Source organism: Lentibacillus halophilus, from assembly GCF_039522485.1.
Lineage (GTDB): Bacteria > Bacillota > Bacilli > Bacillales > Amphibacillaceae > Lentibacillus > Lentibacillus halophilus.
The window spans coordinates 135,212-161,812 of the sequence record NZ_BAAADM010000032.1 but is presented as its reverse complement, the minus strand read 5'-3'; the positions used below and the strand labels follow the sequence as shown (position 1 = coordinate 161,812).

25 protein-coding genes are annotated in these 26,601 nt (G+C 44.8%); 7 read left to right on the top strand and 18 right to left on the bottom strand.

The features are described from left to right. Nucleotides 1–149 precede the first annotated feature (149 nt). Together ABDZ72_RS06820 and ABDZ72_RS06815 are read left to right on the top strand one after the other, a co-directional pair. Nucleotides 150–1,775 (top strand): ABC-F family ATP-binding cassette domain-containing protein, encoded by a 1,626-nt coding sequence (locus ABDZ72_RS06820; RefSeq protein WP_343751977.1) that lies wholly within the window; start codon nucleotides 150–152, stop codon nucleotides 1,773–1,775. 175 nt (nucleotides 1,776–1,950) lie between these two features. Beyond that, nucleotides 1,951–2,082, top strand: a complete 132-nt coding sequence (locus ABDZ72_RS06815; RefSeq protein ID WP_343751975.1) for a hypothetical protein — start codon at nucleotides 1,951–1,953, stop codon at nucleotides 2,080–2,082. 64 nt (nucleotides 2,083–2,146) lie between these two features. Here the strand turns inward: ABDZ72_RS06815 and ABDZ72_RS06810 are convergent, their stop codons facing one another. Both ABDZ72_RS06810 and ABDZ72_RS06805 read right to left on the bottom strand, forming a co-directional pair. Further along, complete coding sequence (locus tag ABDZ72_RS06810; RefSeq protein WP_343751974.1) at nucleotides 2,147–2,935, bottom strand: 3D domain-containing protein; 789 nt, start codon at nucleotides 2,933–2,935, stop codon at nucleotides 2,147–2,149. Nucleotides 2,936–3,206: 271 nt separating this feature from the next. Next, nucleotides 3,207–4,115 carry a DUF1002 domain-containing protein gene (locus ABDZ72_RS06805; protein WP_343751973.1) on the bottom strand — a complete coding sequence of 303 codons (909 nt, stop codon included), beginning with the start codon at nucleotides 4,113–4,115 and terminating at the stop codon, nucleotides 3,207–3,209. A gap of 282 nt (nucleotides 4,116–4,397) precedes the next feature. Between ABDZ72_RS06805 and ABDZ72_RS06800 the strand changes: the two genes are divergently transcribed. Next, nucleotides 4,398–4,643, top strand: a complete 246-nt coding sequence (locus tag ABDZ72_RS06800) for a YuzB family protein (RefSeq protein ID WP_343751972.1) — start codon at nucleotides 4,398–4,400, stop codon at nucleotides 4,641–4,643. Between the two features lie 31 nt (nucleotides 4,644–4,674). Here ABDZ72_RS06800 and ABDZ72_RS06795 read toward each other — a convergent pair whose 3' ends face one another. The 11 genes from ABDZ72_RS06795 to ABDZ72_RS06745 form a co-directional block, all read right to left on the bottom strand. Further along, on the bottom strand, nucleotides 4,675–5,052 hold the full coding sequence (locus ABDZ72_RS06795) for a RidA family protein (RefSeq protein ID WP_343751971.1): 378 nt from the start codon (nucleotides 5,050–5,052) through the stop codon (nucleotides 4,675–4,677). 104 nt (nucleotides 5,053–5,156) lie between these two features. After that, nucleotides 5,157–6,509 (bottom strand): MATE family efflux transporter, encoded by a 1,353-nt coding sequence (locus ABDZ72_RS06790; RefSeq protein WP_343751970.1) that lies wholly within the window; start codon nucleotides 6,507–6,509, stop codon nucleotides 5,157–5,159. A gap of 183 nt (nucleotides 6,510–6,692) precedes the next feature. After that, nucleotides 6,693–6,845, bottom strand: coding sequence for a hypothetical protein (locus ABDZ72_RS06785; RefSeq protein WP_343751969.1), 153 nt, complete (start codon nucleotides 6,843–6,845; stop codon nucleotides 6,693–6,695). A gap of 74 nt (nucleotides 6,846–6,919) precedes the next feature. Beyond that, nucleotides 6,920–10,081, bottom strand: a complete 3,162-nt coding sequence (locus ABDZ72_RS06780) for an SNF2 helicase associated domain-containing protein (RefSeq protein WP_343751968.1) — start codon at nucleotides 10,079–10,081, stop codon at nucleotides 6,920–6,922. A gap of 169 nt (nucleotides 10,082–10,250) precedes the next feature. After that, nucleotides 10,251–10,385, bottom strand: coding sequence for a YvrJ family protein (locus ABDZ72_RS06775; RefSeq protein ID WP_343751967.1), 135 nt, complete (start codon nucleotides 10,383–10,385; stop codon nucleotides 10,251–10,253). 73 nt (nucleotides 10,386–10,458) lie between these two features. Continuing rightward, nucleotides 10,459–10,683: a DUF1659 domain-containing protein gene (locus tag ABDZ72_RS06770; RefSeq protein ID WP_343751965.1), complete on the bottom strand. Its 225-nt coding sequence runs from the start codon at nucleotides 10,681–10,683 to the stop codon at nucleotides 10,459–10,461. A gap of 110 nt (nucleotides 10,684–10,793) precedes the next feature. Further along, complete coding sequence (locus ABDZ72_RS06765; protein WP_343751964.1) at nucleotides 10,794–11,855, bottom strand: NAD(P)H-dependent flavin oxidoreductase; 1,062 nt, start codon at nucleotides 11,853–11,855, stop codon at nucleotides 10,794–10,796. Between the two features lie 987 nt (nucleotides 11,856–12,842). Then, on the bottom strand, nucleotides 12,843–14,255 hold the full coding sequence (locus tag ABDZ72_RS06760; RefSeq protein ID WP_343751963.1) for an MDR family MFS transporter: 1,413 nt from the start codon (nucleotides 14,253–14,255) through the stop codon (nucleotides 12,843–12,845). A gap of 852 nt (nucleotides 14,256–15,107) precedes the next feature. Next, complete coding sequence (locus ABDZ72_RS06755) at nucleotides 15,108–15,251, bottom strand: hypothetical protein (RefSeq protein WP_343751962.1); 144 nt, start codon at nucleotides 15,249–15,251, stop codon at nucleotides 15,108–15,110. 40 nt (nucleotides 15,252–15,291) lie between these two features. Then, nucleotides 15,292–15,612 (bottom strand): hypothetical protein, encoded by a 321-nt coding sequence (locus tag ABDZ72_RS06750; protein ID WP_343751961.1) that lies wholly within the window; start codon nucleotides 15,610–15,612, stop codon nucleotides 15,292–15,294. A 268-nt stretch (nucleotides 15,613–15,880) separates the two neighbouring features. Then, nucleotides 15,881–16,186, bottom strand: coding sequence for a GRAM domain-containing protein (locus tag ABDZ72_RS06745; RefSeq protein ID WP_343751959.1), 306 nt, complete (start codon nucleotides 16,184–16,186; stop codon nucleotides 15,881–15,883). A 284-nt stretch (nucleotides 16,187–16,470) separates the two neighbouring features. On the opposite strand from ABDZ72_RS06745, the gene ABDZ72_RS06740 reads away from it, so the two are divergent. Next, nucleotides 16,471–16,848, top strand: a complete 378-nt coding sequence (locus ABDZ72_RS06740; protein ID WP_343751958.1) for a PH domain-containing protein — start codon at nucleotides 16,471–16,473, stop codon at nucleotides 16,846–16,848. A 623-nt stretch (nucleotides 16,849–17,471) separates the two neighbouring features. On the opposite strand, the gene ABDZ72_RS06735 is transcribed toward ABDZ72_RS06740, so the two are convergent. Both ABDZ72_RS06735 and ABDZ72_RS06730 read right to left on the bottom strand, forming a co-directional pair. Beyond that, nucleotides 17,472–19,136: an aryl-sulfate sulfotransferase gene (locus tag ABDZ72_RS06735; RefSeq protein ID WP_343751957.1), complete on the bottom strand. Its 1,665-nt coding sequence runs from the start codon at nucleotides 19,134–19,136 to the stop codon at nucleotides 17,472–17,474. Nucleotides 19,137–19,267: 131 nt separating this feature from the next. After that, nucleotides 19,268–19,498 (bottom strand): hypothetical protein, encoded by a 231-nt coding sequence (locus tag ABDZ72_RS06730; protein WP_343751955.1) that lies wholly within the window; start codon nucleotides 19,496–19,498, stop codon nucleotides 19,268–19,270. A gap of 237 nt (nucleotides 19,499–19,735) precedes the next feature. Between ABDZ72_RS06730 and ABDZ72_RS06725 the strand changes: the two genes are divergently transcribed. From ABDZ72_RS06725 to ABDZ72_RS06715, 3 genes are all read left to right on the top strand, one after another. Then, entirely contained in the window at nucleotides 19,736–20,635 is a 900-nt protein-coding gene (locus tag ABDZ72_RS06725) for an N-acetylmuramoyl-L-alanine amidase family protein (RefSeq protein WP_343751954.1), read from the top strand. Nucleotides 20,636–20,860: 225 nt separating this feature from the next. Beyond that, the gene (locus ABDZ72_RS06720) at nucleotides 20,861–21,568 is read left to right on the top strand and encodes an MOSC domain-containing protein (protein WP_343751953.1); all 708 of its coding nucleotides are present in this window, start codon (nucleotides 20,861–20,863) and stop codon (nucleotides 21,566–21,568) included. Nucleotides 21,569–21,583: 15 nt separating this feature from the next. Further along, nucleotides 21,584–22,855 (top strand): hypothetical protein, encoded by a 1,272-nt coding sequence (locus tag ABDZ72_RS06715; RefSeq protein WP_343751952.1) that lies wholly within the window; start codon nucleotides 21,584–21,586, stop codon nucleotides 22,853–22,855. 75 nt (nucleotides 22,856–22,930) lie between these two features. Here ABDZ72_RS06715 and ABDZ72_RS06710 read toward each other — a convergent pair whose 3' ends face one another. From ABDZ72_RS06710 to ABDZ72_RS06700, 3 genes are read right to left on the bottom strand one after another with little or no spacing between them, the layout of a single operon-like run. After that, a complete protein-coding gene (locus ABDZ72_RS06710) occupies nucleotides 22,931–23,974 on the bottom strand; it encodes a ribonucleotide-diphosphate reductase subunit beta (protein ID WP_343751951.1) in 1,044 nt (347 codons plus the stop codon). Further along, nucleotides 23,952–24,389, bottom strand: a complete 438-nt coding sequence (locus tag ABDZ72_RS06705) for a flavodoxin (RefSeq protein WP_343751950.1) — start codon at nucleotides 24,387–24,389, stop codon at nucleotides 23,952–23,954. Before ABDZ72_RS06705 ends, ABDZ72_RS06710 begins: the two co-directional genes overlap by 23 nt. Beyond that, the gene (locus ABDZ72_RS06700) at nucleotides 24,386–26,596 is read right to left on the bottom strand and encodes a ribonucleoside-diphosphate reductase subunit alpha (RefSeq protein ID WP_343751949.1); all 2,211 of its coding nucleotides are present in this window, start codon (nucleotides 26,594–26,596) and stop codon (nucleotides 24,386–24,388) included. Before ABDZ72_RS06700 ends, ABDZ72_RS06705 begins: the two co-directional genes overlap by 4 nt. Nucleotides 26,597–26,601 lie beyond the last annotated feature (5 nt).

Genomic DNA, 26,601 nt, shown 5'->3' with positions numbered 1-26,601 from the left:
AAAAGTGTACAAAGATAAAGTGCCAGATATATTGGTGTGACAACCACATCGAGAAAAGATTGACACATACTTTTAACTCGTTTGCATTGACGAAACCGTATAAATTTCGTACGCTTACATAGAGTTTATTTTTTGGAGGACGGTTACAGATGATTACTGTTAATAATGTCAGTCTGCGATACGCAGATAAAAAGTTGTTTGAAGATGTCAACTTGAAGTTCACCCCCGGCAATTGCTATGGGGTCATCGGTGCGAATGGGGCGGGCAAGTCAACCTTTCTGCGCGTTCTTGCCGGCGAAGAAGAGCCACAGTCCGGCGACATATCGATCACACCGGGCGAACGGATGGCTGTTCTGAAACAGGACCACTTCGCATTTGAAGAATATGATGTCTTGGAAACGGTCCTAATGGGACATGAGCGATTATATGAGGTGAAACAAGAAAAAGACGCCATTTATATGAAGCCCGACTTCTCCGAGGAAGACGGCATGCGCGCTGCTGAACTTGAAGGGGAATTCGCTGAATTGAACGGCTGGGAAGCAGAATCAGACGCGGCTGTTCTTCTGAAAGGGTTGGGGATTGAGGAATCCCTCCACACATCGAAAATGGCGGATTTGCCAGAGGAACAGAAAGTAAAAGTATTGCTCGCCCAGGCCCTCTTTGGCAATCCGGAGATCTTACTTCTGGATGAGCCGACAAACGGACTGGATATCCATGCCATTCAATGGCTCGAAGAATTTCTGATCAACTATGAAAACACCGTTATTGTCGTTTCACATGACCGGCACTTTTTAAACAACGTTTGCACTCATATTGCCGATATTGACTATGGAAAAATTGAAATTTACGTCGGTAACTATGACTTTTGGTATGAATCCAGCCAGCTCGCCAAAAAAATGGCTGAAGAAGAGAACAAGAAAAAAGAAGAGAAGGTGAAAGAGCTTAAAGCGTTTATCGAGCGATTCAGCGCGAATAAGTCGAAATCAAAGCAGGCAACGTCACGGAAAAAAATGCTCGACAGTATCACACTCGATGACATTAAGCCTTCATCACGGCGATATCCGTATATTTCATTTACGCCGGAACGGGAAATTGGCAATGATTTGTTGTTCGTCGACGGTCTGACGAAATCCATTAATGGTGTCAAAGTGCTCGACAACGTCAGCTTTACATTGAATAAAGATGACAAAGTCGGCTTTCTTGGCAAGAGTGATATAGCCAAAACGACCCTTTTCGAAATTTTGATGGGCAATATGGAACCGGATGCTGGCACGTTCAAATGGGGGATTACAACGTCCCAATCCTACTTCCCGCGTGATAACTCTGCCTACTTTGACGACATTGACATGTCGCTGGTTGACTGGCTGCGGCAATACTCACCAGAAGACGGCACTGAAACATTTTTGCGCAGCTTTTTGGGCCGCATGCTGTTTTCGGGCGATCAGGCACTGAAAAAGGCGAATGTTCTTTCCGGCGGTGAACGTGTCCGTTGCATGCTGTCGAAAATGATGCTGTCCAAAGCCAATGTGCTGATTTTGGATGAGCCGACCAACCATCTTGACCTGGAATCCATTACGTCACTGAATAATGGCCTGGAAAAATTCAAAGGGTCCATTTTGTTTGCATCCCATGACCATGAATTCATCCAAACCATTGCCAATCGGCTGATCGAAATCACACCAAACGGCATCATTGACAAAGAAATGAGCTATGACGAGTATATTGCGGATAAAGAATTGCAGGAAAAAATAGAAGCTATGTATCAAACAGCGTAAGAAACCGGCATATTGACCGGTTTCTTTTTTGGTCTGAACGGGAGAAGTTATGTTACCCGAGAGCTGAAGCGAATCTCGTCTGCCGTTTTCGTTCTTGTTGTAACAATTACCAGTGGTGCCTGCATGACGTTTTTACTATAATGGAATTTAGATTAAAAACGAGCGAGGGATAAAGGTGAGAAACGTTTTACTGGCGATATTTGTAATGCTGATCTTGGGTTTCGGTATTATCGGCATCACCCGTACAATCAGCGATGCGAGCGATGCCGTGGGGAAAAACAATAATGAAACGGTTACTATTCAATAGTATATGTATCCCAATGGATGTGACCCTTGTCCAATCGACAAGGGTCACATCTGCTACTGCTTTTTTAATTGACGATGGTGACGTCGACCGTACGTACGCCCCAATTATATGCTTTATTCTTTGTTGGTACATGAACATCAATTTTGTTTCCTTGAATGGCACCACCGACATCAGCAGCCGTTGCATAACCGTACCCTTCCACATGGACTTTTGATCCCAACGGAATAACGTCAGGGTCAACCGCAATAACTTTGGCATTCGGGTTCGCATTCAAATTGACGCCCGTTGATGTCACGCCGGAACATCCGTCGCAATCCGCTGTATAAGCGGTCGCGGATACCGTTATCGTTTTGCCCTGCGGATTCTGGTTGGATGACTGCTCGTTGCTTTCAGTGGTTTTCGCTGCCACTTTATGAACAGCAGACTTATTCAATTTGTCCTGATCCGATTCCGCTTGTGTGTCATGGTTGTCCGAAGCAGATGTGCTGTCATCTTCACGCCTGATTGCTTCTCTAATGTCAAGCTCCTGTCCAACCGCAATCAATTGGGAATCCAGATCATTCCATTTTTTCAAGTTCTCAACCGATACATCGTATTTATTGCCGATACCGATTAATGTATCATCCTTCTCTACTTGATATGTCTCACGCAGAGGCGATGTTTGTTTTGGTTGAATGGTGGTTGAATTTAATTCGTTGGAGTCTGCTAGTTTGTTTATCGTTGTATTATGATCCTTTGTCATAGCCCAAAGGTTGTTATCTTCTTCATCGTTGTATGTCGCTGCTGACACACTGGTCCATACAGCCCCGGCCATAATAATTCCTGCAGCAATGGACGCTGTCAGTTTTTTCATAGGATGGTCCCTCCTTTAATTACTCCGCTATTTATCCTACCACGTCCTTGACGGCAATGCAGTTACAGGATAATTAAGAGTCTATTACAAGGGTTACCAAATGACCGAGAAAATATTACACAGATAATAGATTAATGGCATAGAAACATATAAAAAGCGGAAGCGAATGCCTCCTTCAGGCATTCACTTCCGTTTGCCGGTCAGCAATCTATTTCGCTATTCGAGTGGTTCATGTTAATAGATTTACGTCAGGGGCACAAACCACACGGCGTTATTGTCCTTGTGCAAATAACCCATTCAGAAAGCTACCTATCAATTCAATCATCTTGCTAAGCAGTGACTTCACTTGATTCCAGAAGCCGTCGTCGTTCAACAACCCCTGCACTTTGGAAGCAATGTCATCAAGTTGCTTTTTAACGGTATCAAAATTAATATCCAGATCGCGCATGCGTTCAAATAAATCGATAAGCATTTGCTTATGCTCATCACTTAGCGATAGGCTAAGTTCATCAAGCTTTTCCTCGACGATTTGTTTTACATCCTCTTTAGTCGCCGGATTCTGTTCCGCTATTTGCTTCTTGATTTCGGTCAACAGCTCACTTACCTTTTCCTGATCCATTCCTGCTTTATCCGCCAGCTTCGTCGCTGTATCCAGTTCATCATTGGCCAGTTCCATGCGCTCTTTGTCCAATGGTTCCCCTTGCGTATCATAGGCTTTATAGATGCCTGTAAGCGCGGAATGCCCGCTTACTTTCACCGGAGAAGCCACATCCACCGTTGCATTTTCCACGCCGGCTGTCAAAAGCGCGTTGGCATACATCTCGTTCGTCACCTGTGTGATGTTTTCAGACGTGACAATATTGATTGTTATACCTGCTCCCTGTTTTTCCTTGGTAATCTTAGCCGATGAAAACATTCGGGAATCCGGGTTGCCATCAATATAGGACGCGATATCGTTTCCTGTCACCGTATATTCTTCGACCGAACCCTTTTCATTGACCTCCAACATATTCTTGACATCTTGTTTTTGATCGTTTGTCAATGTATCACCATAGACGACAATCGGAGCACCGAATTTTTCGTCGATTCCGTCATTGGCCGCCATGACGCCACTCGTAAAAACACCAGATACAAACAGGGTGAGTACCATAGTAGCAATGATGGTTCTAAACAATCTCATTTTATTGACTCCTTTTATCATTGACATATGCTTGTCCAGCATCATTCATTGTTACGATTGATTATACCGTTTTATGATGATTTTTGATAGTCCTGATGGTTTAGTCGTTTGAGCATCCATCTTTATTTTTATCATTCATTCGCTTATATTTAACGTATCGAATGACTCGGTCTTTGTTCTTAATTCCCCGGCACCGGAGTCTCATCAGCCAGAATCATTGAAAATGCAGACCAAATATGATACAAATACGGGTGTTACCTTTATGAGAAAGAAAGTGATACCATGGGTGTCGTTATTGTTGAAGTCTGTGACGGAAACGCGATCACGACTTTGGATATAGAAGGAATTATTGAAAGTGAATTTCCGGAAGTAGCCGTTTTAATGAACGAATGTTTATCCTTTTGCGGTCTGTGCCGTGTGAAACCATACGCACTCGTCAATAACCGCCGCATTTTCGGACACACGCCTGATGAATGTTTGGATAACATTCGACAAGCGATAAAAGAGGAACTGGCCGTTTATCAATAATGGCCGGTTCCTCTTTTTACATGGTCAACAGTCAGTCTTTGTAAACGATGGCATCCATCTCAATGCGGGCGCCTTTGGGAAGACCGCCGACCTCGACGGTTGCCCGGGACGGATATGGCTGCGTCAAAAAACGTCCGTAAATGTCATTGACCGTGGAAAAGTCATCCATGGATGCGACATAGATGTTGAACTTTATGACATCGGAAAAATCCGCTCCGGCTTCGGTCAAAATAGCCTGCAAATTGTGAAGCACCTGTTTTGTCTGATTTTCAATGCCTTCCTGCAATTGAGCTGTTTCCGGATCCAGTCCGATTTGTCCGGAAATATAAATGTAGTCACCTGCCTGAATGGCCTGTGAATACGGTCCAATGGCATCCGGCGCCTTATCCGTATAGATTGCTTTTACCATACGTATTCCTCCTTCCATGTGTATATCCTCAGCGTATCATGTTGCACGTTTTTCCACTACGGTTTTGCAGAATTTTTTGTACGTATGTACATCCCGCAACGACGTCACCCATTTTGCTTTTGTTCGTTCCACAACACTTTTTCATGCCATTTACCAAACCGGTAGTATAAAAAGGCTATTAAACTGCTCGCGAGAAAACTGATTCCCATGCCAACAGCAAGCCCTGCATCCCCGAGCCATGCGGAAAACATACCGGCTAGCGGAAAGCGCAGCACCCAAAATGAAATAATATTCAGCGCCAATACTTGATACATCGCTCCAGATGCCCGGACGATTCCGTTCAAAATAAAATTAATCCCAAGAAACGGATAACACAAGGCGATAATTTGCAAATAGGTCGTTCCAAATGAAACGGCAGCTGAATCCTCCAAAAACAGCCGGACGCCGTATTCGGCAAACAGCACAACCAGGATGCCGACCGCCAGCATAACCGAGAAATTATACAGGACACCGTATTTGGCAATCTGGCGCACCCGATTCCAGTCACGCACGCCAATGTTTTGCCCGGCCATGCTGTTCACCGACGTCCCCAATGCATGCGCAGGTAGCATTAACAGACGGTCCAGACGCTGCGCCGCACCAAATCCGGCCACCACATGATCCCCGAACCCGGTGACAACACTCATAATCGCCGCCGACCCCGCCGATATAACCCCCATTTGCAGGCCAGACGGGATACCGAGATTCAGGATAAGGCCAACCTCTTGCCTTGACGGGCGTTTCGGCGTGCTGAATGGAGCGAGTTTTTTCGACAAGACATAAATCAGACCGTACAAAAAAGCACTGCCTTGAGCACCAATGGTCGCCAATGCTGCCCCACGAATACCGAGATCAAACACAGCCATGAATAAAGGATTCAGCATGACATTTAACAAGACAGCCATCATAACAAAACGGAGAGGCGTTTTACTGTCCCCAAGCGAACGAAGCACGGTGGAAATAAAATTGTAGCCAAACACAAACAAGATGCCAAGGAATTGAATTTGCAGATACGTCCGTGCTTCCGGCAACATCGTATCCGGTGTCCCCAAAAGTCGGAGCAGTTGCCCGGCAAATGTATGCCCCAGGGTGCTCAACAGCAATGCCATCACCGTTAACACGACGACAAACGCGTTCAAATAACGCTTCAACCCTTTTTCATCGGCACGGCCTTTTTGCTGGGACAAAATCGTCAGAGCTGCGTTATTCAATCCGAGAACGAACGACAGCACTGTGAAAATAATCGTGCTCGAAATGGCCACCGAACCGAGCGCACTCGCCCCAAGCAAATTCCCGACCCATAAACTGTCCGCAAACTGATACGACGTCTGCAGTAGATTCGTCAGCATGACCGGACCGGAAAATATAATGAGATGCCGTAACATATTTCCTTGTGTGAAATCATGTTGTTTGCGCATCACCAACCGCCTCTCCCAGGGTATTACGCTGCTATTGTATCATGAATCGTGTGAACGTTCTTTATCAGCGGTATTGAGCGATGATCAGCGATTCCGGTCAATCAGCGGTTTTCGTACGTTTATCGGCGATTCCCAAATTAAAAAGCTGCAGCGCTACGGGTGTGCGCTGCAGCTTCCGTTATGTCATGATGACTCGTTGTTAAAAAGGTAATCCATAATACCGTCCATTAGTGGCACCGAATCTGTCACTAAAAATACCGGCAACATCATAATCACTACTAAAACAGCCAGATTTGCCACAACAAATTTTGGGATTCCCTTTAGTATTCGGGACAACGTAAACATCTCCTATTTATGACTAATTTGTGACAGTATATCACATCGGGAATAAATTGAAAAGTGTGAGAACGTTAAATATTTAATAGCTCGCGCACGTCATCTTCACTCAGCGTTGACAGCATGGACTCGCCCGGCTGAATGACCTGGTCAATCAATTCCCGTTTTTTCTGCTGAAGGTCATAAATTTTTTCCTCAATGGTTCCCTCTGTCACCAAACGGATCACTTGGACGACGTCTTTTTGCCCGAATCGGTGCGCCCGGCCTGTCGCCTGATCTTCGACGGCCGGATTCCACCATAAATCGTACAGGATAACCGTATCCGCGCCGGTCAGATTCAATCCGGTGCCGCCTGCTTTTAATGACACAAGAAATACACTTTTTTCCCCGTTGTTAAAGCGTTCACTCATCTGAAGGCGTTCCTGTGAAGGGGTTTGCCCGTGCAAATAGAAGCAGTCAATCCCTTCATTGTTGAGCTTTTCCATGATAATGTCATGCATACTGGTGAACTGTGAAAAAATAAGCATGCGCTTGCCATTAGCATGGGCATTGCGGACGGTCTCCATCAATTGGTTCAGTTTGCCGGATTCCCCTTCATAGTTTTCCATAAAAACGGATGGGTGACAGCAAATTTGGCGTAGACGGGTCAGACCAGCCAAAATCTTCATCCGACTTTTATTGAAGCCGTCTTCTTGCAACGACTGTGCCGCATCCTGTTGTAGCTGGCGCCAGTAACCGACATACAATTCCTTCTGATCCTGTGTTAATTCAGAAACATGAACGGTTTCGATTTTTTCGGGCAGTTCCTTAAGCACATCTTCTTTGATACGCCGCAAAATGAACGGCCGTGTCATCCCGGCGATTTTCTGATGATCCAACTGCTTGAATTGACGTTGGTTCGGCATCAGCCCGGGCAAAATCACTTGAAAAATGGCCCATAGCTCATCAACGGAATTCTCAATCGGGGTGCCGCTCAGCGCAAATCGTCTGCCGGCCTTCAGCTGCCGGATCGCACGGGATGTTTTCGTCGCATAGTTTTTAATGTACTGCGCTTCATCAAGGATGAGCGTTTGCAATGTTCTATCATGGTACTGCTCTGCATCCTGCCTGATCGTTGCATACGATGTGATCCAAACATTTTTCGTCTCCAATGTTTCAATCATCTGCTCCCGTTCAGCCGGTGTGCCTGCCAAAACACCGACTTCGAGATCAGGGGCAAATTTGTCAAATTCGTTTTTCCAATTATATAAGACAGATGATGGTGCCACGATTAAATGCGGAATATCGCTTTGTTCCGATAGAATATAAGCGATGCTCTGCAACGTTTTGCCAAGCCCCATATCGTCGGCGAGAATGCCACCTAGGTGGTACGCGCTGAGCGATTTAAACCATTGATAGCCGGTATTTTGATAAGCTCGCAATTCAGCGTGCAAGTTGTCGGGCAGTGGATACACTTGTTCTTCCGGCGCTTTCAACTGATGCAGAAGCTTTTGAAAATCCGGTCCGTAATGCTTTGGCGTTTCAATCAATTCATCCACCTGTGTTCCGCGGTATACCGGCATATGCACCTGACCGTTATGAATATCATCTTTCTGTATGTCCAAATCATCAAACAACTGCTGCATGGAGGAAAACGCGTCCCCTTCCAGCGACATAAACGATCCATCCTGGAAGCGGTAGTAGCGCCTTTTTTCCATAACGGCATCCAGAACACGGTCTACTTCGCTTTCATCAATCCCTTGAATATTAAAGCCAATTTCCAGCAGATTGGACGAGGACTCCAGCTGCACGCTTGTGCTCGGCGATGACTGGTGGTCAACAATCAATTGCCGAATATCCGAGGTAATAAACAATTCAAGATAGTTATCCAAAACCGGCAGGACATGGTATAAAAAGTCATACAACGTTGTCTCGTCCGCTTCAATATATAATTGTTTGCCGTTGTAATGAAAATAGGCATATTCGATCAGGTTCATAATCGTTCGTTCTTTTTCAACGTCCCGGATGATGATTCCGTCATCGTCTTCCCGACCATTAAATGGGTCAATCTGGTGCTCACCGTAATGGTATTCCAATTTGCCAATAATCCAGCTGTCCTCCAGCTCCAGATACAACTTGGCGTGCAAAGGAACCTGGACAATATCGGAAGCAAGATCATCCGCCATCTGCACATCACCGACCTTTTGCAGCGACGGGACAACCTGGGAAATAAAGGCATCCGCCTGCTCCTTTTCGATAGGCAAGGTTTTGCTATATTTGGCTGCCGCGGTAATTTGTTTCATGATGGGCAAATGCTGTTTTTCCGGAAAATAAAACGTCCCATCGGCAAACAGGAAGCCATAATTCTCAAAATACGTAACGGCGTGCACGTCATTCAGATTTAATACCACTTCCCCAGCCTCATCTCTATCCAGATGGAACTGAAAGCCCAACGCATCTTCCACGATCGACAGGCCTTTATATGTTCCTTCGTCGGCTTTCACCGTAACGTCACGTTCCTGCAACATAGACAACAACTGTTTGGCAGCGAGCGGCGGTATCACAGTCGAACGCTCCGATACGTCCATCAAATGATGATTTACCCGGTCAACATATACTTGTTCATTCCGCATAATGGCATACAGCTGTTCCAAAATCGCCATGTCCTGCTCAAGGAAATAATGCGTATCCGGGTTATACGTAAATGTTTTAGTGAAATAATGCTCCCGTCCGTTAAATACATCCTCCAAAAAGGCGTATAGCTTTTTCACAAAGAGGCATCGCTTTTCCCCTACTTTCATTTCCAAAAGCACGTTGTGATCGGCATTCCATGTTAAATAATATTCAACATGGAGCGGTGTCATCTGCTGAGTAATCTCAGGTGCTGGGTTATCATCGTTTAAAGAAGCTATGGCATTCATCAGCCAGTTGCTCGTATAATAATTCCGCGACCGCCTCAACGGATTGTTCCGTGTGGTGTCACTGATCTCCAGCATGACCGCCGCAATGTGCTTACACGAGCGGTAAGCTGAAAATGCTGGACAGTCACAATATGCCCGCAGCGTGTCATTGGACAGATCAGCTGTATTTATTTCGACAAAATATGATTCCGACCCACGGACAGTTGCTGACCAGATGTCAAAATTCCGATCATAGGCAAGATCCGTGACAAGGCCATTATTATAATATTCCCATCCGCGCTTATACACAACAGACGGAAACAATTGCTGCACCGTTTTTTCATCGATCGTTTTCAAAACGTATACCCTACTTTCTGCCATTCTCTTTATCTATTATTGTACTATGAAGAAAAAAACTTTTAAACTGAATTCTCTTACCAGTATGGCTGTGACGGGCATGATGTATACATAAGAGTGACGACAGAAAAAAACTCCGGCATACGCCGAAGAATCAATGCACCCCATATTATTTCATTTTTGCCGGCAATGCGTGTATGGATTCAATCAGATCATTCAGTTTGCTTTCAATCCGGTGCAGCAAATAAAAGGTCACCACGATCGGAAAGCCTACTTCCGTCACAAATGATATCCATGTTTCCATCTGTATCCCCTCCTGACAATGTTTCATAAAAGGTGCTTATGCATAATCAACTGATTCAACTCCAATGGCTGCATTATTCACGACTGATGATGGCATCATCTGTGCGTTCAATGGTATACAACGACCGCTTTTGAAGTGGATTAATGGCCAAAACTATGGCAAACAGATTATTTGTCGTTGCGTCAGGTTTCACATTTCGAAAGCTTTTTGTCATATAAACCTTTTTGCCTGTCACCAAATCATACCCGTCATCCAAAACAAGCGTCAAACGTGATTGAACCTTTTGAGCGACAGCCATGCCAGACACCTCCCTTCACCCTTACCATCGAATCCATAAGGGAAAAAGGTGTCACCGGTGTAGAAGTGTCATAAACACAAACAATTCTGAATTGCGTATGTGCCTGGCACCTATATGTGACGTTTATCGACCTGAGAAACGATGTCTGCCATCATGTCACCAGCGGGTTGTCGTTTGCTTAGCCGGACACTTTGGCCACTCCAAAGATGAACCCATTCCGGTCGATTTTGTTTTGCTGCTTCACTCCGAATGTCTTTGGTTAATGCATTTTGAACTGGATAACCCGGCAGATCCTGTTCATATGGAGCCATCCTCGTGATGAACGCATTTTGAATACCTCTGGCCGGTTTACCGCTAAATGCCGAGGTGATGATTGGTTGATCCTCGGTACCGTTCAAAATGGCTTCGATCTGCTGTTGTTTCGCCCCACTTTCCAGACTGGTCATAAAGGCTGTTCCCATTTGGACCGCTTGAGCTCCTAAGGTAAGGGCTGCCAAGACACCTCGTCCATCCATAATGCCTCCTGCGGCAATCACTGGAATAGTGACATGATCAACGGCTTGCGGCACAAGCGCCATCGTTCCAATCATGGCCTTATCAAATGCTTCGGAAAACGTGCCACGATGACCCCCAGCTTCACTTCCCTGCATAACGACCATATCCATTCCATGTTCTTCATTAATTATTGCTTCGTTGACAGTTGTTGCTGTTCCCATGACGACAATGTGTTTCTGTTTTAACTGCTGCACCCTTTCCTCAGATGGAACACCGAATGTAAAGCTGCAAACAGGCACCCGTTCTTCTATAATCACTTCCATTTGCTTTTCAAATAGGTCGGTCGACGGTTTTGACACGTCCGGTTCCTTTAAGTTTAGTTCTTCGCGAAAGGGCCGCAATAATTCATTGGCGTTTTCTATGGCTGTTTCAGATGCATCTGGTATTTCCGGAACAAAGACATTAACGCCAAAAGGCCGATCCGTTAATTCCTTGACTTTCTGAATGGCCGTCTTCATCTGTTCAGGACTCATATAACCTGCTCCCAGCGTCCCAAGCCCTCCAGCATTGGAAATAGAAGCTATTAATTCAGGTGTTGTCGTACCTCCCGCCATTCCTGCCTGGATAATCGGATAGCGAATGCCCAGTTGCTGAGTGAATGTGTTCTCATGCCACATATTATCCTTCCTCCCTCAATGATTCATGATCCCTTTTTCACACTATAAACATGACGACTAAAAGGCCTAGAGATGTCCATACAAACGAATACGCGACTTTGTTCTCATTTGAGATTGTATTCTTTTTTGCCTTATGTATCATTGCTAAAACCGTTATATGTATTAAAAATAAAACATAATAACTTAACACATATATGATCCAGCGATTATTTTGTGTAAGGTCACTTAATGGGGTTATCAAGAAAACACTAACAACGACCATCACGGATATAACGAATAGAATGGGCATAAGGATGTGCATCTTATCCCACAATCGGTGCTTTAAAAATGTATTGCTTTTCTTCGTTTGAAAATACAATATTAAACTTAATAAGCCAATGACCACAACGATAAATAAAGCCGTCATTATCACCGGTATGTTGAACGTATGGCGTGAGGAAATGGGTACTCCTATATCTGTCTTAAACATATCTGCCAAGAATGCAATAACTACCAATAATGTCATCGGAATGATTTGGAATAACGTCCAACGTGAAAAAAGCATTGTTTGTGCTCCCTTATATTTCGTACGTGTTTTTAAATAAATGGACTCTACAAACGGCAGTCCCGATGAGATCCCATTCGGAATTAACTTATCATCATATGGCATTTCCTAAAAGGGACATAATCGGTATAAATCGATAAGTTCCATATGTCTGTCGCTCCTTTGATGGTATTATAACATTAAAAATAGTTATTTGCTCCATAATATGGTTCCTTATATTCAACATTGGCGCCGTTTCTCATCGTTTTTGATAGTAACCATAAAAAAATAATCCCTCATGCACATCACCCGGCATGTGAGGGATTATTTTCTGAGCCACCTTCTTCTGAGGGACAGAATGATTATTTGTACACATTTTACTTAATGGTTGGACATATATAGATGGGTCAAAGTCGCAATAATGTCATCAGTCGTATTCAATACCATAGATGCGTTAGACTCTATTAACTTTCCGTTGCTGCAGGATCACCCGGTTTCACCTTTTCTTTCAGTTTAAAGGAAAGCACAAACCCAAGGATGGCCGCTATGGCTGCAACGATAAAGGAAACATTCACGCCATGAATAAGTCCACTTACTTTCTCATTCGGTATGGCAGCTGTAGACATAATGGTAACAAGTATCGCAGTCCCGATCGATCCGGCAACTTGGCGGAATGTGTTATTCATCGCAGTCCCATGTGGAATCAGATCGTCAGGCAACTGGTTCAAAGCCAGGGTGGTCATGGGCATCATGATCATGGCAATAGAAATCATGCGAATGCCGTTCATGGTTGCCAGATAGGCAAAGCTCGTATCGGTAGACAAATTCGTAAACGTGAACGTTGTCAATGATAAGAGTAAAAGACCACCCCGAGCAAGCCATTTTCCCCCGAATTTATCAAAAAGATAACCGGTAATCGGGTTTGAAAATCCCATAATAATCGCTCCCGGCAACAACACAAGCCCCGATTTAAGTGCCGTAAATCCAAGCATATTCTGCATGTATAACGGCAATATAACATTCGTTCCAATCATTGCAGCGAAAGCAATCATTCCAAGAGCAGTCGCTAACGTAAAGGTTCCATGTTTAAACACCCTGAACTCGAGTAACGGTTGTTTCAAACTGAGCTGTCGTGTAATAAAGACGTAGAGCGAAACACCGCCAACAATCAAGGATAGAATGACCTGATAACTGAGCCAGCCAGCGTCACCAGCAGTACTGAATCCGTATAAAATTCCCCCGAATCCAACCGTCGAAAGAATAACCGATAATATATCCAACCTCGGATTCTTCTGTTCCGTCACGTTTTTCAGTAAGAAGTAAGCCGCTATAATGTCTATAATGGCAATTGGTAGGATAACGTAAAAAACACTGCGCCATATGAATTGATCCACAAGCCAGCCTGAGAGGCTCGGACCGATTGCCGGAGCGAACGCGATAACAAGTCCGAATAGCCCCATCGCCGTGCCTCTTCTATTTACAGGAAACGTAACAAACAGGACGGTCTGCATAAGTGGCATCATAATACCAGCGCCTGAGGCTTGAAGAACCCGTCCGGCCATTAAAAATGAAAAGTTTGGTGATATGGCAGCAATCAATGTTCCTGTTGCGAACAATCCCATAGCAGTCAAAAATAAACGACGTGTGGTGAATTTATCAATTAAAAAGGCCGTAACTGGAATCATAATACCATTTACGAGCATAAAAACGGACTGGAGCCATTGTACTGTCGTTTCACTCAATTCAAGAGCCCGCATAATGGGCGGAAGCGCAGTCCCAAGAAGCGTTTGGTTCAAAATGGTAATGAAAGCACCCGATAGTAATACCACGAAAAGCGGAACATATTTTTTCCATTCAAATGTTTCTGTATTTGCCATGACATATCTGCCTTCTTTCAAAAATTAATTGCTTATTAAGTATGATTACCCGTTCACAGCCGAATAACGGAAAACAAAACAAGCACCCAAAAAATCGTCATTGGATGGGGTGTGTTTCTTTTATTGGATCTTAGTTACATAGGAATAATAGCTGATATATATCCAGAAAAAACATACAATGAATAGCAATGAACCCAATTATAATCATTCCCCATAGTTGTATATTCTAATCGACCATTTTAGAAATTACTACCGTTCAACGCCGCCATCAAACATGTACGATTGCTTTTCATGAACATTCTACCCTTCTGTTGTCATCTGATCAACTTTAACATATTTTCTTTCACAAATGCTTTTATTACAAAACAGTTGTGAGCAAGAAACCTTTTTCAATGCGAGCATACTCTTAGTTGACATTTCTGCATTATAAACAGTGACAACGATAGCAAATAAAAATATATACGAACACCCATTTATAAAGCCTCCCTATCTAAAGGAGGCTTCATTAACGTTTAGTCCATCTGATTTGTTTTACTTTTTTATGAAGAGGTGTATCTCCCAGATTATCCATTTAGCACTTTAACATAGGCCACCTATTAATAAATAGAACGTTATGGTGACATCATATCAATCTTTTCAGCATAACGCACGGGAGGGTCTGAATCACCTTGACTTCCATCCCAATAAATCGTTACCTTTGTTCCTTCATCCAAGTCCAGTTCATCATACATATCCGGTTCAACACATAAAAGGCACCATAATTATCTTGGGCTAACTGGTTAATTCGTCATGTGTTTTACGTGAAACGTCACTTTCCTTAATATCAGGTATCAACAGGACATTGTATACTTCTTAATCATCACCATGCCGTTGCTCAGAATCCTTTTTATCTGTGTAGGCAATAATCCCTTCTTGTAATTCGTCAATATTATCCCCGTCGCATCCTATCAATAAAGCACCTACTGATAGAATCTTGACAAAAAATATCTTTTTCAATAATCATCCCCCTTATTGCCCGTTCTCCCCCGAATGCTTATTACTCTTCACTGACAGTGATTTTATTCGCAACCATTTTAGTATCAGGATCATTTTTCCATTCACCATTCACCCAAATGGTCACCTGTTGATCAGCATTTAAATAGGAAAATTCATCAACGGCTCCCTTGAAGCTTGTTTCATCATCAACCAAAACCTCATATTCCGGATACGATGCTTCCGGGTCAACATCATCTGTCCCAACAATCATACTGGATTCCTTGACCTTGATAATGACACCTTGAAAATCCGCATCATTGGTGCATCCCACCATAGCCAGCGAAAATATCGATGTTAAAACAAGCAGAGATAGCTTCTTCACAATATCACATCCTTTTTAAGGGGACGCTTATTGTCACATAATGGTTACAGATTTAATCCCTTAAACTGAATTGGATTACTATTTCAAAGCATCTACAAGCTGTTTCGCGTCAACCATTGACATACCTTTTACTTCCCTTAAATATTTTACAAGTTTTATATCACCGATGTTTTTTAATTTTTCACTTGCAATAGCAAAGTAGGCGAGCATGTCGGGACAGTTCTATCCCTTATCTCGCCTTGAGCCGTTATCCAATAAACGCTTATTATTAATTTAAACAAGTTTTAATATAGTCCATAATTTCATCGCGTTTTCCCAAAACAAATTTGTACTCATTGCCATTATCTGCTGCAATAATTAACGCATTTGAGATAAGGCCCAGCGATTTTGCCTTTCTCACTTCTAAGATACTACCCATCGATAATTCCAATTCTTTTTTCTGAATATTGATGGCATGCGGTTTAAAATACAACCTATCATTTGTCACTTTCAATTTCCCACCAACGGACTCAATCCCTCGTTTAAGATTTGCTCCAATATTATACTGAATGTGTTCATTACTTTTTAACTCCATAGGAACCCTCCTGCGCTATTCTCACATACATTAAGTACTATTCATTTAGCTCAAGATGTGTAGTATCTTTATTTTATAGATAATAGGGTTTATTTTTGCAGTAATTAACAAAATGTAATCAGTGACCTCATTATCAGGTTCGATTGTTTGGTAAGTGTATCCAAAACCATTGTATATAGTCTAACACCATTTTCCAATTCTTTTAAGTTTTACAACCACACAAGTGTGGAAAACCATTCTTTTTTTGATATACTTAAGTTAAGTTTGACAGGAGGATGATGCAGATGGGATTTTTTGATGGCATTATGGGCAATGCGTCGGAAGCGGATACCGATGAAGTCACTGAGGAACTTGAGGAACTGCTTGCTCCGACCGAAAAGGTGGAGCACGCGTACAAACTCATCCGAGATTTGATGGTCTTCACCAACAAACGACTGATTCTCGTTGACAAACAGGGCGTTAGCGGCAAAAAAATGGAATATCACTCCATTCCTTATAAGAGTATTGCCCATTTTTCCGTGGAAACGGCCGGGACGTTCGACTTGGAAGCTGAGCTGAAAATATGGATTTCAGGCACGGCTGAACCCGTTCAAAAAACATTCAACAAACAGCTGAACATTTACAAAGTACAGAGTGTATTATCGGAATACGTGTCTGGATAACCGATTGTAGGCACCTGTAAAACGAACATGGAATAAAAATGTCGCAACCAGCGTAAAAGCTGACCTCCTTGCTTGGAAGGTCAGCTTTTACGTTTTCATAACGTTTTCGATTGACTAAGCTAAGGCTCTGCCACTCACCGCTTTGCTCATCCCCTTGATGAGTAACTTTTGCCATGGTTCTCGTCGCATGCGGGCTCTCATTCCCCTGATGAGGAACCTTTATCCGACGTCCCCACCTTATTCAAGCGTTCATTCCCTTGATAAGTGACTTCGCCAAGGTTCGTCGCCGCATTCAGTGCCTCATAAGGAAATGAAGCACTATTACGGCAGGATCATTTTTGCCGGGCAACACGATCCAGATTGACGATGTTATCAACCGAAATTGGTGATCTATCGACCGGATTATGAAAATATCAACCTCATTCACATTTTATCAACCAGATTTAAATTATATCGACCAGATCCAGAATTTATCAACCGGACTGGCGATTTTATCGACCGGATTCCAGATATATCAACCAGATTGGCGCCATATCAACCGGTTTGTCAAAGGACTCGTCTTATAAGCCAACCACCATACAAATGGAGCAGCCAAATCCGCATTGGCTGCTCCGCACATGCATTTATTCACCCATTGTGACGTTCCATTCCTGCTCGGGATACAGCGGCAGGCGCAGGGCACGGTAGGCCTGGCGGTGGCTTTTTTGTTCAAACCCGGAGATGACAAGTTCATAAATAACCTCCGCTTGTTTGTCACCACTTACCTCAACGACCCGGCTGTTCCTCTTGTCGCCGCCGACGTCGATATAGCCGGATGTCAGCATGCGATTGCCAGTATCCGGATAATAATTGGCATCGCCGACGATGTTGGAGTATAGGTCTTTGCCGCGTTCTTCACCATAAGCCCACACTTCTTTCACCGTCATTTTATCCGGGTTGATTCGATACTGAACGGCTTGGCTGAATTGTTCACTGAGCGGATCATCGCCGCGGGTGATAACGATATTGTTATCAAACAGGATATAGTCATTCGTTGACATATCATTGTCCATATCCGGCATTGTCATGGGGGCATGCGGGCCGGCAGGAAATTTAAAGTCGTCGCTCTGTGGCTCCAACAAGTATTTGTCATAGGATTCCGGCCATTCTTCGTGATCCGCTAAAATCCAATCAATGGTCCCCTCCGGATAGGACATTTTCATGACCAAATCCTGGTGACGGCTGGACACGAGAATGGAATCGTCCTCGTTCACATACCAAATGGCATTCTGATGGAACCAGTCGTTTTTATCTGCTTGGGCTTCGTCATAATTCTCATAAAAACTATCCGGAAAAATATCACGGAAACTGAAGTTCCGCACGGTTTCACCGGTTTCGCGGTCAATTTCAATCATTTCATCCTGCACATAATCCGATTCAAGGTCGTGCACCGTTGCCAGCAAATTGCCATTTGGCAGCTCAATCGCATCATGGTGGACGACATTCGTTCGCGGGTGTTCTTCCATCTGCAGTGTATAGGCGTTATACACTTTGCCGAGCATGTCCATTTCGAGAATTTCATTATATTTGTTCTGACCTTTTTCCTTGGTGATATACATTAAATGACCATTATCAAATCGCTTGAAAATGTGCGAATTCCATAAGGACGAGTACCAGCGGACATCTCCCTTATCATCCACTGCGTATACGTAGCGGCTGCTCGGGAGAACAAAGGTTAAACCGTCTTCCATTTTTGACGGTTTGGATGTCACTAGGTCATTCGTCAAAAAGTCATCCGGTAAGGCACCCGTTTTGACGGTGAATGATTGTGTCCTCGTTTCACCTGCTTCATTGGTTGCTTCGATCGTTACTGTATTATCATAGTCCGGATATAACCCTAAAATTGGGACGGTGTGTTCGGTTTTTAAGTCTTCGTAGCTACGCTGAATATCGCCTTTTTCATTTTTGCCCTCAACCGTAACGCTGATTTTCGCGGGCTTGTCCGTTTCAAATTTAGCAACAGCTGTGAGTGGCGCCACCTTATATGGATCCACTTTCACAAATGGATTATCGAATGAATGGTTGCCTTCTTTGTAGGCTTTCTGCAGTTGCTTTTCCAACCCTTTCTGCTTATCCATTCGCCGGGTGTCATACGAGGATAACTGTTCCACCTCGCCGTCCGGCTTAAACGATACAGCCGTGCCATTAACACGGTCAGCGTTTCCATTATCACCAGTAAATTCAATGACCACCAAAAATGCCACTAACATGATGGCCAGGATCACAAATATCGCCAATGTCTGTCGCATCCATTCCCCGCCTTTCACTAGATTACTAAACCATCTACTATGATAATAAAGGCTGTACGGTAAAAATGGAAGACATAATTTTAAGCCCCGGACACCTCACATGAGTGGGGTGCCCTTCATTGATCGGTCTTTCAGAGGTGAATAATATCGCTCGTTTTCTGCCTATCTTTTTCTCTCACTTTTAAATGATAGGTTGTCGGATGGGTGTACCGCCTACTGTTTCCCTTAAACGTGACCGTCTCTGTGTAATAATCAATGTTATTCCGCCCCAGCTTGGACTTCACGTGGTAATAGTCGCCAATATGCTTGGTGGAAAAAACGATGATCCATTCCTGAAACAAGTTGCTGAACAAACGGTTCATGATGCTCTCCTCCCCCCATTCTGGTACTCAGCTTGCTGGCGGCCCTGCGTGACGAAATCAGGATCGCAGCAATCATTCGTTCCTGATACAGTCTATGCAGCAAATCGCTTGGCCGATTCAGCCGATTTAGAGTCATTTCCCACTGACCCGTTCAAATAATTTTTTCATAGATTCGTTTAAATCTCGTGATTATTGGAGACCATGGTTTACTAGAAAACGAGAAAAGGAGAGGTAACCATGGAAAAGCTGCGTTTATTACTTGCGTCACTCGCTGTGCTGCTTGTTATGGGATGGTTCAGCCCGAATGTTCACGCCGGTGATGGTCAAACGTATCAAGTCGGAACCGACATGCTGAAGGTGCGCTCCGGTCCATCGTCCAGTGCGGCGACAATCGGCCAGCTTGACGACGGGGACTTGGTGACTATTTTTGACGAAAGGTATGGTTGGGCGCAAACCTATTATGACGGGCGTGAAGCATGGGTGGCCAAACACTTGTTGATTCCGGACGAGGCGAGCAAACCATTTCACCGGACAGATGACGCGGCGAAAACAACCGTCACAACGCTGAAGCCGGCACGCGAAGCCCAAGACACATTAAACGGCTCAACTATTGTTCTTGATGCTGGGCATGGCGGAAGAGATACGGGTGCCATTGCTGGAACGAATGTACTCGAAAAAGACCTCACTATGAATACGGTGAATCTTGTAGCAGAGAAATTGCGTCAGGCTGGTGCATCCGTTGCGCTGACCCGTTCAAATGATGCATTTATACCGCTTTCTGATCGCGTCCGTATAAGTAACGCTAGTGAAGCCGACGCTTTCATCAGTTTACACTACAATTCATTTCCACTTGACGAGGTTAATGGCTTCAGTACGTACTATTATGATGAAGGAGATGAACAATCATTGGCTCGGGATGTTCAATCATCCTTGAAGCAAAACATTAAACTGAGTAGCCGCGGAGTTGTGCAAAACAATTATCATGTACTGCGGGAAAATCGTGATGTATCGATTCTGATAGAGTTGGGATTCTTAACTAACGATAGTGATCGTTCCATCATTCAAACAGAAGTCTATCAAACCAATGTTGCAAATGGCATTGTTGACGGGCTTGACAATCACTTTAACCAGCAGTAAGGAAAGCTGTCCATAACGGGCAGCTTTTTTGTTTTTCAGCTGAATCGTTATACCGCTGTTTCAAATTTCAATAATCACGATTTGTCTGATAATATATAGATATGAGCCCATCGTAACGAATGATGGAATGCGTTTCGTCTGAGTATGATGATACGTGTGCTGACTACTGGCGTGACCCAAAATGACCGTTTATAAACGAAACTTAGATGATCGGAGGCTATAACGTTGACTCATCCTGTAATTGAGCAAATCAGGGTTGGCAAACCGCAAACATATGGGGACAAAGACGCCAAAAATCCAATGGATCGCGAATGGACCACCGGCATTGTGAAGGAGCCTGTCTCAGGAAACGTATGGGTTGGTGAGACGAATTTGGATGAGGACGGGCAAGGTGATCGTAAAAACCATGGCGGCGCAGAAAAGGCCATATTTATATACCCCATCGCCCACTATGATCGTTGGCAGGAAAAACTTAGCCGCAACGACTTTACCATTGGGGCATTTGGTGAAAACCTCGCTATTCGAAATATGACGGAATCGGACGTGTGTGTTGGTGATACGTTCAAAGTCGGGGATGCCATCGTGCAAGTTTCCCAACCACGACGTCCGTGCTGGAGACCGGCCAGGCGCTGGCGGATTAAAGATCTGGCCATCCAGATCCAACGGGAAGAATTGACCGGCTGGTATTGTCGTGTTTTGAGGGAAGGATATATACAAGCCGGCGATACCTTTCAACTTCAAGAACGTCCATATCCTGAATGGACAGTGGCCGCCTGCAACGATGTCATGTATAACCATAAGCGGAATCGGGAGCTCTCCGCTAAGCTCGCTGCTGTGGATGTGCTCGCACCAAGCTGGCAGAACACCTTGTCCAAACGGGCACAAGGCCAACAAAGTTCCGATAAAAAACGGGTTATCGGCCCAAATGAATAGGGGGTGAGGTTGACGATGAATGAACACGTTCGAAAAATGGCTGATCAGGTGCGTGAATGGCTTGGTTTGCATCAGCACCAACTGATACACCATTATTTTTTTCGTGAAGTGGATGATTTCCATCAAACAGTCTATACCTTAACGACAGAATGGGTGCCCGACCATGCGGAATTACCCGATGACGGCTCTAATCCTGCGGGAACAGCTGTTGTAGATATCAACTTTCATACCGGAGCTGTGCAGCGAATCGTATTCGTACACAATACCAACAGCGCTGACAGCGAGGTTTACCCGACACCCGACCCCAAGGAATACGTCATTGAGTGGATCGAGGACTTGACGGGGCTTACCTTTGGTCGGCAATTTCTTATCGCCCGGGAGCATGACCATTCGATAACCTTTCACGCAGCGGTTGATAACATCCCGGTATCCCCTGGAGGAACGATCGAGGTTTCTTTCAATGACAATGGTGAACTTACATTGTTTTCAATCGACGGGCATTTTCCGAGTGAGGAGCACATTCAGTGGGAGCCATTTGCGCTGACACCTGACAAATATGAACCCGTCGCCCTGGAACAATGCCACCTTGTGGAACTGCCGGATCAAGCACAGGAAAAATGGCTGCCGGTGTTCGGCATTGAGGAAACGTTTATCACTAATGATGCTGAACGGACGATCCCGTTCCAAATGGGAGCGGATAAACAATCATTTGTAGCGAAAGACGAGGTCATGCGGTGGAGCACACCAATGACAGGAACATGGAAGCCTGGCGACATGGATCTGTCGCCGGACGTATCGGTTGAAACGGCGCGTGCCAATAAACCCCATCCGGATACGATCCCGCTGACCGAAGCAGAAGTAGCGGCGTGTGAACGTGAGGTACTTCGTTTTATGCGGCTTGTCTATCCCAAGGAAAGTGGAAAACGAAAATGGACGGGGGTTTATTTGCAGGATGGGTATATTATTGCAGAGATACAACGCATTGGTGATCAAGTAGCCAATGAACTAGATGTCAAAATAAAAGTGGTCATCGAACGGGAAACATGCACGGCCATAAATTATTTTGATCAAGAAGCGTTGTATGGAGCATTCCAACATTTTGACCAAGCCGATGATGCGGTTGTGTCACGCGATGACGCTGTCGCCTATCTGCGCCCGTATTTGCAAATGGACCCGATGTACGTGTACGACAGTGAAGAAGACCATTATATCATGTGCGGGAAATTGGATTGTGCCTATGGCGTTGATGCCGTGACCGGTGATGTTATCAGGTTGAATACGCTGTAATTGTGATGGATACATGGGGCCGGATTGACTGTTATTTAAGCCAAACCGGCCCGTTTGTCATTTGTCCCACTCCATTTACAAATCATCAAATCCATTTAAGTCACTTGTTTTCGTATACTGCCGTGACTTTTGCTCAAAGAAGTCCGTTTTTGTACCGTCAAAGTTATCTGCGTATGCCCGGATCCATTTCATCGGGTTCTCGGTATGCTCGGGGTACATTTCGTCAAGGCCCATCATCCGCAACATTTTATTCGCACGGTATTTGATGTAGCCGGCCATTTCATCAAGGTCGATTCCATCCACATTGGCGAGCACATACTTCGACCATTCGATTTCCAAATCCACAGATTCCTGAAACCGGCTGTATACCCAGTCGGAAAAGACCTCTGTATTCATTTCCGGATTTTCATGCAGTGTTGCCCGGAATAACTCTGAAATAAACCGGCCGTGTTCAAGCTCATCACGATTAATGTAGCTGATCATCGTTGACGTACCGACCATTTTATTTTTGCGTGCCAATGAATAAAAAAACGCAAACCCGGAATAGAAAAACATGCCTTCCAATAGAGCCGTATAGACCATCGTCTTCAGGATGTTTTCAATGGACGGTTCCTCGACAAACGCATTGTACTGCTCCGTAATCGCTTCGTTCCGCTTCAGCAAAATAGGATCCGTGCGGCCGAACTGAAACGATGCGTTCTGTTCATCGAGGGAAACAACCGACGACAATACATACGAATAGCTCTCATTATGCACAGCTTCCTGTTGAGCGATCACCGCCATAATCGATTGAACGGACGGGTCGGTCGCATACAACGACAACAAGAGTGCTGTCCGCGTCTGCGGTCCATCGAGTGTGGATAACAAACCAATGATCCTTAGATAGGCATCGCGTTCTTCCTCGGTCAGCGAGGCGAACTGGCGCAAGTCATCAGACATATTGATTTCATCAGCCTGCCAGTAGTTGCCGACCAAACGTTTATACATTTGATACCAATGGGGATATTTAATATCATTCCAATTCAAAATACCACTTGACTGCCCGCCAAACAGCGCTGTCGATTTGTTTGGGTTCATCGGTTCCAACGTTTTTGCTTTATCCAGCAAGGCTTTTGACATCACGAAGCACTCCTTTCAGCCAATCTTCCACCCGTTGTTCCTGAGATCCGCGCGGTGACTGCTCGATTTTCAACCCGGGCCACCGGCTTCCATAAAAGCGGGCAAGCTTATCGACCGCCCGGCAAAACAGATCATCGCCGCCAAATTGCGTGTCACCTGTACCGAATACGGCGACATTGTCTGGCTTATAACCGACTTCAAGAACAAAATCCTTTACCTCATCAGGTGTTGCCCCCATATCCCACGTGAATGTTCCGAGAAAAATCAAATCGTACACGGATGCATCAACCGGGAAATCCATCCCGGCGCGATGCATCTCGACGGTCGCTCCGTCAGCTTCAAGCATATCGGCAATCATTTCTGCTGTTTCCTTCGTGTTGCCGCTGAATGATAAATAAGCAATCAGGACTCTCAACTTTCACACCACTCACATTCCTCGACATCGTTAGCTGTGGACCGGACGTAATATGTTGTTTTCAGTCCTTCCTGCCATGCTTGCAAATGTACGTCCAGTAAAACAGATGCTTTAATGGTATGCGGGACATAGATATTGAACGAAATACTCTGATCAACATGCTTTTGTCGCGCTGCGTTCTGCCGAATCGACCAGCGCTGATCAACAATATAAGCCGAACGCCGGTAGAATGGGTACGTCTCCGGATTCAACTCCGGTGCCGTGAAGGGAATTTTAAAGTCTTTCTTTTCTTCAAAGTAAAATGGATGAAATACCGGGTCGATGCTGGCTGTCGAGCCGGCGATCATCGATGTGGACGAGTTCGGCGCTACCGCCATTAAGTAACCGTTGCGGATGCCATGAGTCGCCACATCCTGCTTCAACGCCTCCCAGTCTTCTCCTGTATAACCCTTGTCCGTAAAATACTGACCGGAATCCCATTTGCTTCCTGAAAACACCGGATAGCTGCCTTTTTCCTGGCTCAGCTCCATACTCGATTGAATGGTCCAATAGGCAATTTTTTCATACAACTGATCGGCATACGTGACAGCTTCTTCGGACTCCCAGCTGATTTGCTCTTTGGCCAATAAATGATGCCAGCCGAACGTCCCCAATCCGATAGCGCGGTATTTACGGTTAGTCATCTGTGTTTGGGTGAGCGGCAGCGTATTGATATCAATCACGTTATCGAGCATACGCACCTGAATCCGGATCAGCCGTTCAAGAACGTCTTCCGGCACAGCCCGTCCCAAATTAATCGAACTCAAGTTGCAAACAACATAGTCACCCGGTTTGTATTTTTGAACAATCGTACCGTCCTCTTCGGTCATTTCCTCTAAAAATTCCGTCGGGGACTGGTTTTGCGTAATTTCCGTGCACAAGTTGGAACAATAAATCATGCCCTCGTGCGGATTGTTATTTTGCCGGTTCACTTCATCCCGGTAAAACATAAATGGCGTACCTGATTCGAGCTGAGACTTCATGATGCGTTTCATGATATCAATGGCCGGAACAACACGTTTGCTGAGCTTATCCGATGCGACGCATTCCAGATAGCGTTCACGGAACGACCCACTACCCTTTTCTTCGTCGTAAAAATCCTCAAGCGAGTAGCCCATCACTTCGCGCACTTCATGTGGATCGAACAAATACCAGTCGCCCCGTTGTTCCACTTGTTCCATGAAATAATCCGGCAAACTGACACCGGTAAAAATGTCGTGAGCCCGCATGCGTTCATCACCATTGTTCAGCTTCAAATCAAGGAATCCTTCAATATCCGCATGCCATACATCCAGATAAATGGCAATGGCCCCTTTTCGCGTACCGAGCTGATCGACGCTGACGGCCGTATTATTCAGCTGTTTAATCCATGGCACCACACCGCTGGACATACCTTTAAACCCTTTAATCGAACTGCCACGGCTGCGGATTTTCCCCATATAAACGCCGATGCCACCACCATTTTTAGAAAGCTTGGCAATGGCAGTATTGCTGTCGTAAATTGATTGCAGGCTGTCATCGACCGTATCAATGAAACAACTTGACAACTGACCGTGTGTTTTGCCGGCATTCGTCATCGTCGGTGTGGCAACGGTCATATATAGATTGCTCAGCGCCCAATACGCCTCAGCAACGTACTGTGACCGATTCGCCGGATCCTCATCTTGCATCAGGTGCATGGCAATAATCATCCAGCGCTCCTGCGGCAGTTCGTAGATGTTTTTTTCATGATCTCCTGCCAGATAACGTGTTGCCAAGGTGAACAAGCCGAGATAATTGAATTGCAGGTCCCGCTCAGGAACGATGATTTGTGAGAAATATTCGATGTCGTCTTTTGTATATTTTTCTAAAAGAGCCTCCGTGTAAATGCCTTTTTCAGTCAGCGTTTGGATTAACTGGTGAAAGTCTCCATAGCGTTCGCTGGCATCGTATCCTCTGTTGGCCGCTGCCGCTTCGTATAACGTATGCAAATACACCCGACTGGCTACAAACGTCCAGTCCGGGTTTGCCTCATCGATATGTTCCAACGCCCATTTCATGACGTCATCTGTTGTCACGGCAGTATCGGCTTTATGTATTTTTTCAAGCAGTGGTTCTTTATCGGCATTTAGGCCCAGCGTTGCCTCATCCAATAATCTCGTCCACTGATCGGTAACTGCTGTTGTCATCGTTC

What these genes read in the sequence shown, in the direction of transcription:
- ABDZ72_RS06725 (WP_343751954.1), top strand. Translation starts at nt 19,736, where the DNA reads ATGGAAAAGCTGCGTTTATTACTTGCGTCACTCGCTGTGCTGCTTGTT.
- ABDZ72_RS06715 (WP_343751952.1), top strand. Translation starts at nt 21,584, where the DNA reads ATGAATGAACACGTTCGAAAAATGGCTGATCAGGTGCGTGAATGGCTT.
- ABDZ72_RS06765 (WP_343751964.1), bottom strand. Translation starts at nt 11,855, where the DNA reads ATGTGGCATGAGAACACATTCACTCAGCAACTGGGCATTCGCTATCCG.
- ABDZ72_RS06730 (WP_343751955.1), bottom strand. Translation starts at nt 19,498, where the DNA reads ATGAACCGTTTGTTCAGCAACTTGTTTCAGGAATGGATCATCGTTTTT.
- ABDZ72_RS06760 (WP_343751963.1), bottom strand. Translation starts at nt 14,255, where the DNA reads ATGGCAAATACAGAAACATTTGAATGGAAAAAATATGTTCCGCTTTTC.
- ABDZ72_RS06710 (WP_343751951.1), bottom strand. Translation starts at nt 23,974, where the DNA reads ATGTCAAAAGCCTTGCTGGATAAAGCAAAAACGTTGGAACCGATGAAC.
- ABDZ72_RS06795 (WP_343751971.1), bottom strand. Translation starts at nt 5,052, where the DNA reads ATGGTAAAAGCAATCTATACGGATAAGGCGCCGGATGCCATTGGACCG.
- ABDZ72_RS06700 (WP_343751949.1), bottom strand. Translation starts at nt 26,596, where the DNA reads ATGACAACAGCAGTTACCGATCAGTGGACGAGATTATTGGATGAGGCA.
- ABDZ72_RS06770 (WP_343751965.1), bottom strand. Translation starts at nt 10,683, where the DNA reads ATGGCTGTCGCTCAAAAGGTTCAATCACGTTTGACGCTTGTTTTGGAT.
- ABDZ72_RS06745 (WP_343751959.1), bottom strand. Translation starts at nt 16,186, where the DNA reads ATGGAGTTAAAAAGTAATGAACACATTCAGTATAATATTGGAGCAAAT.
- ABDZ72_RS06790 (WP_343751970.1), bottom strand. Translation starts at nt 6,509, where the DNA reads ATGCGCAAACAACATGATTTCACACAAGGAAATATGTTACGGCATCTC.
- ABDZ72_RS06805 (WP_343751973.1), bottom strand. Translation starts at nt 4,115, where the DNA reads ATGAGATTGTTTAGAACCATCATTGCTACTATGGTACTCACCCTGTTT.
- ABDZ72_RS06735 (WP_343751957.1), bottom strand. Translation starts at nt 19,136, where the DNA reads ATGCGACAGACATTGGCGATATTTGTGATCCTGGCCATCATGTTAGTG.
- ABDZ72_RS06775 (WP_343751967.1), bottom strand. Translation starts at nt 10,385, where the DNA reads ATGGAAACATGGATATCATTTGTGACGGAAGTAGGCTTTCCGATCGTG.
- ABDZ72_RS06810 (WP_343751974.1), bottom strand. Translation starts at nt 2,935, where the DNA reads ATGAAAAAACTGACAGCGTCCATTGCTGCAGGAATTATTATGGCCGGG.
- ABDZ72_RS06800 (WP_343751972.1), top strand. Translation starts at nt 4,398, where the DNA reads ATGGGTGTCGTTATTGTTGAAGTCTGTGACGGAAACGCGATCACGACT.
- ABDZ72_RS06820 (WP_343751977.1), top strand. Translation starts at nt 150, where the DNA reads ATGATTACTGTTAATAATGTCAGTCTGCGATACGCAGATAAAAAGTTG.
- ABDZ72_RS06740 (WP_343751958.1), top strand. Translation starts at nt 16,471, where the DNA reads ATGGGATTTTTTGATGGCATTATGGGCAATGCGTCGGAAGCGGATACC.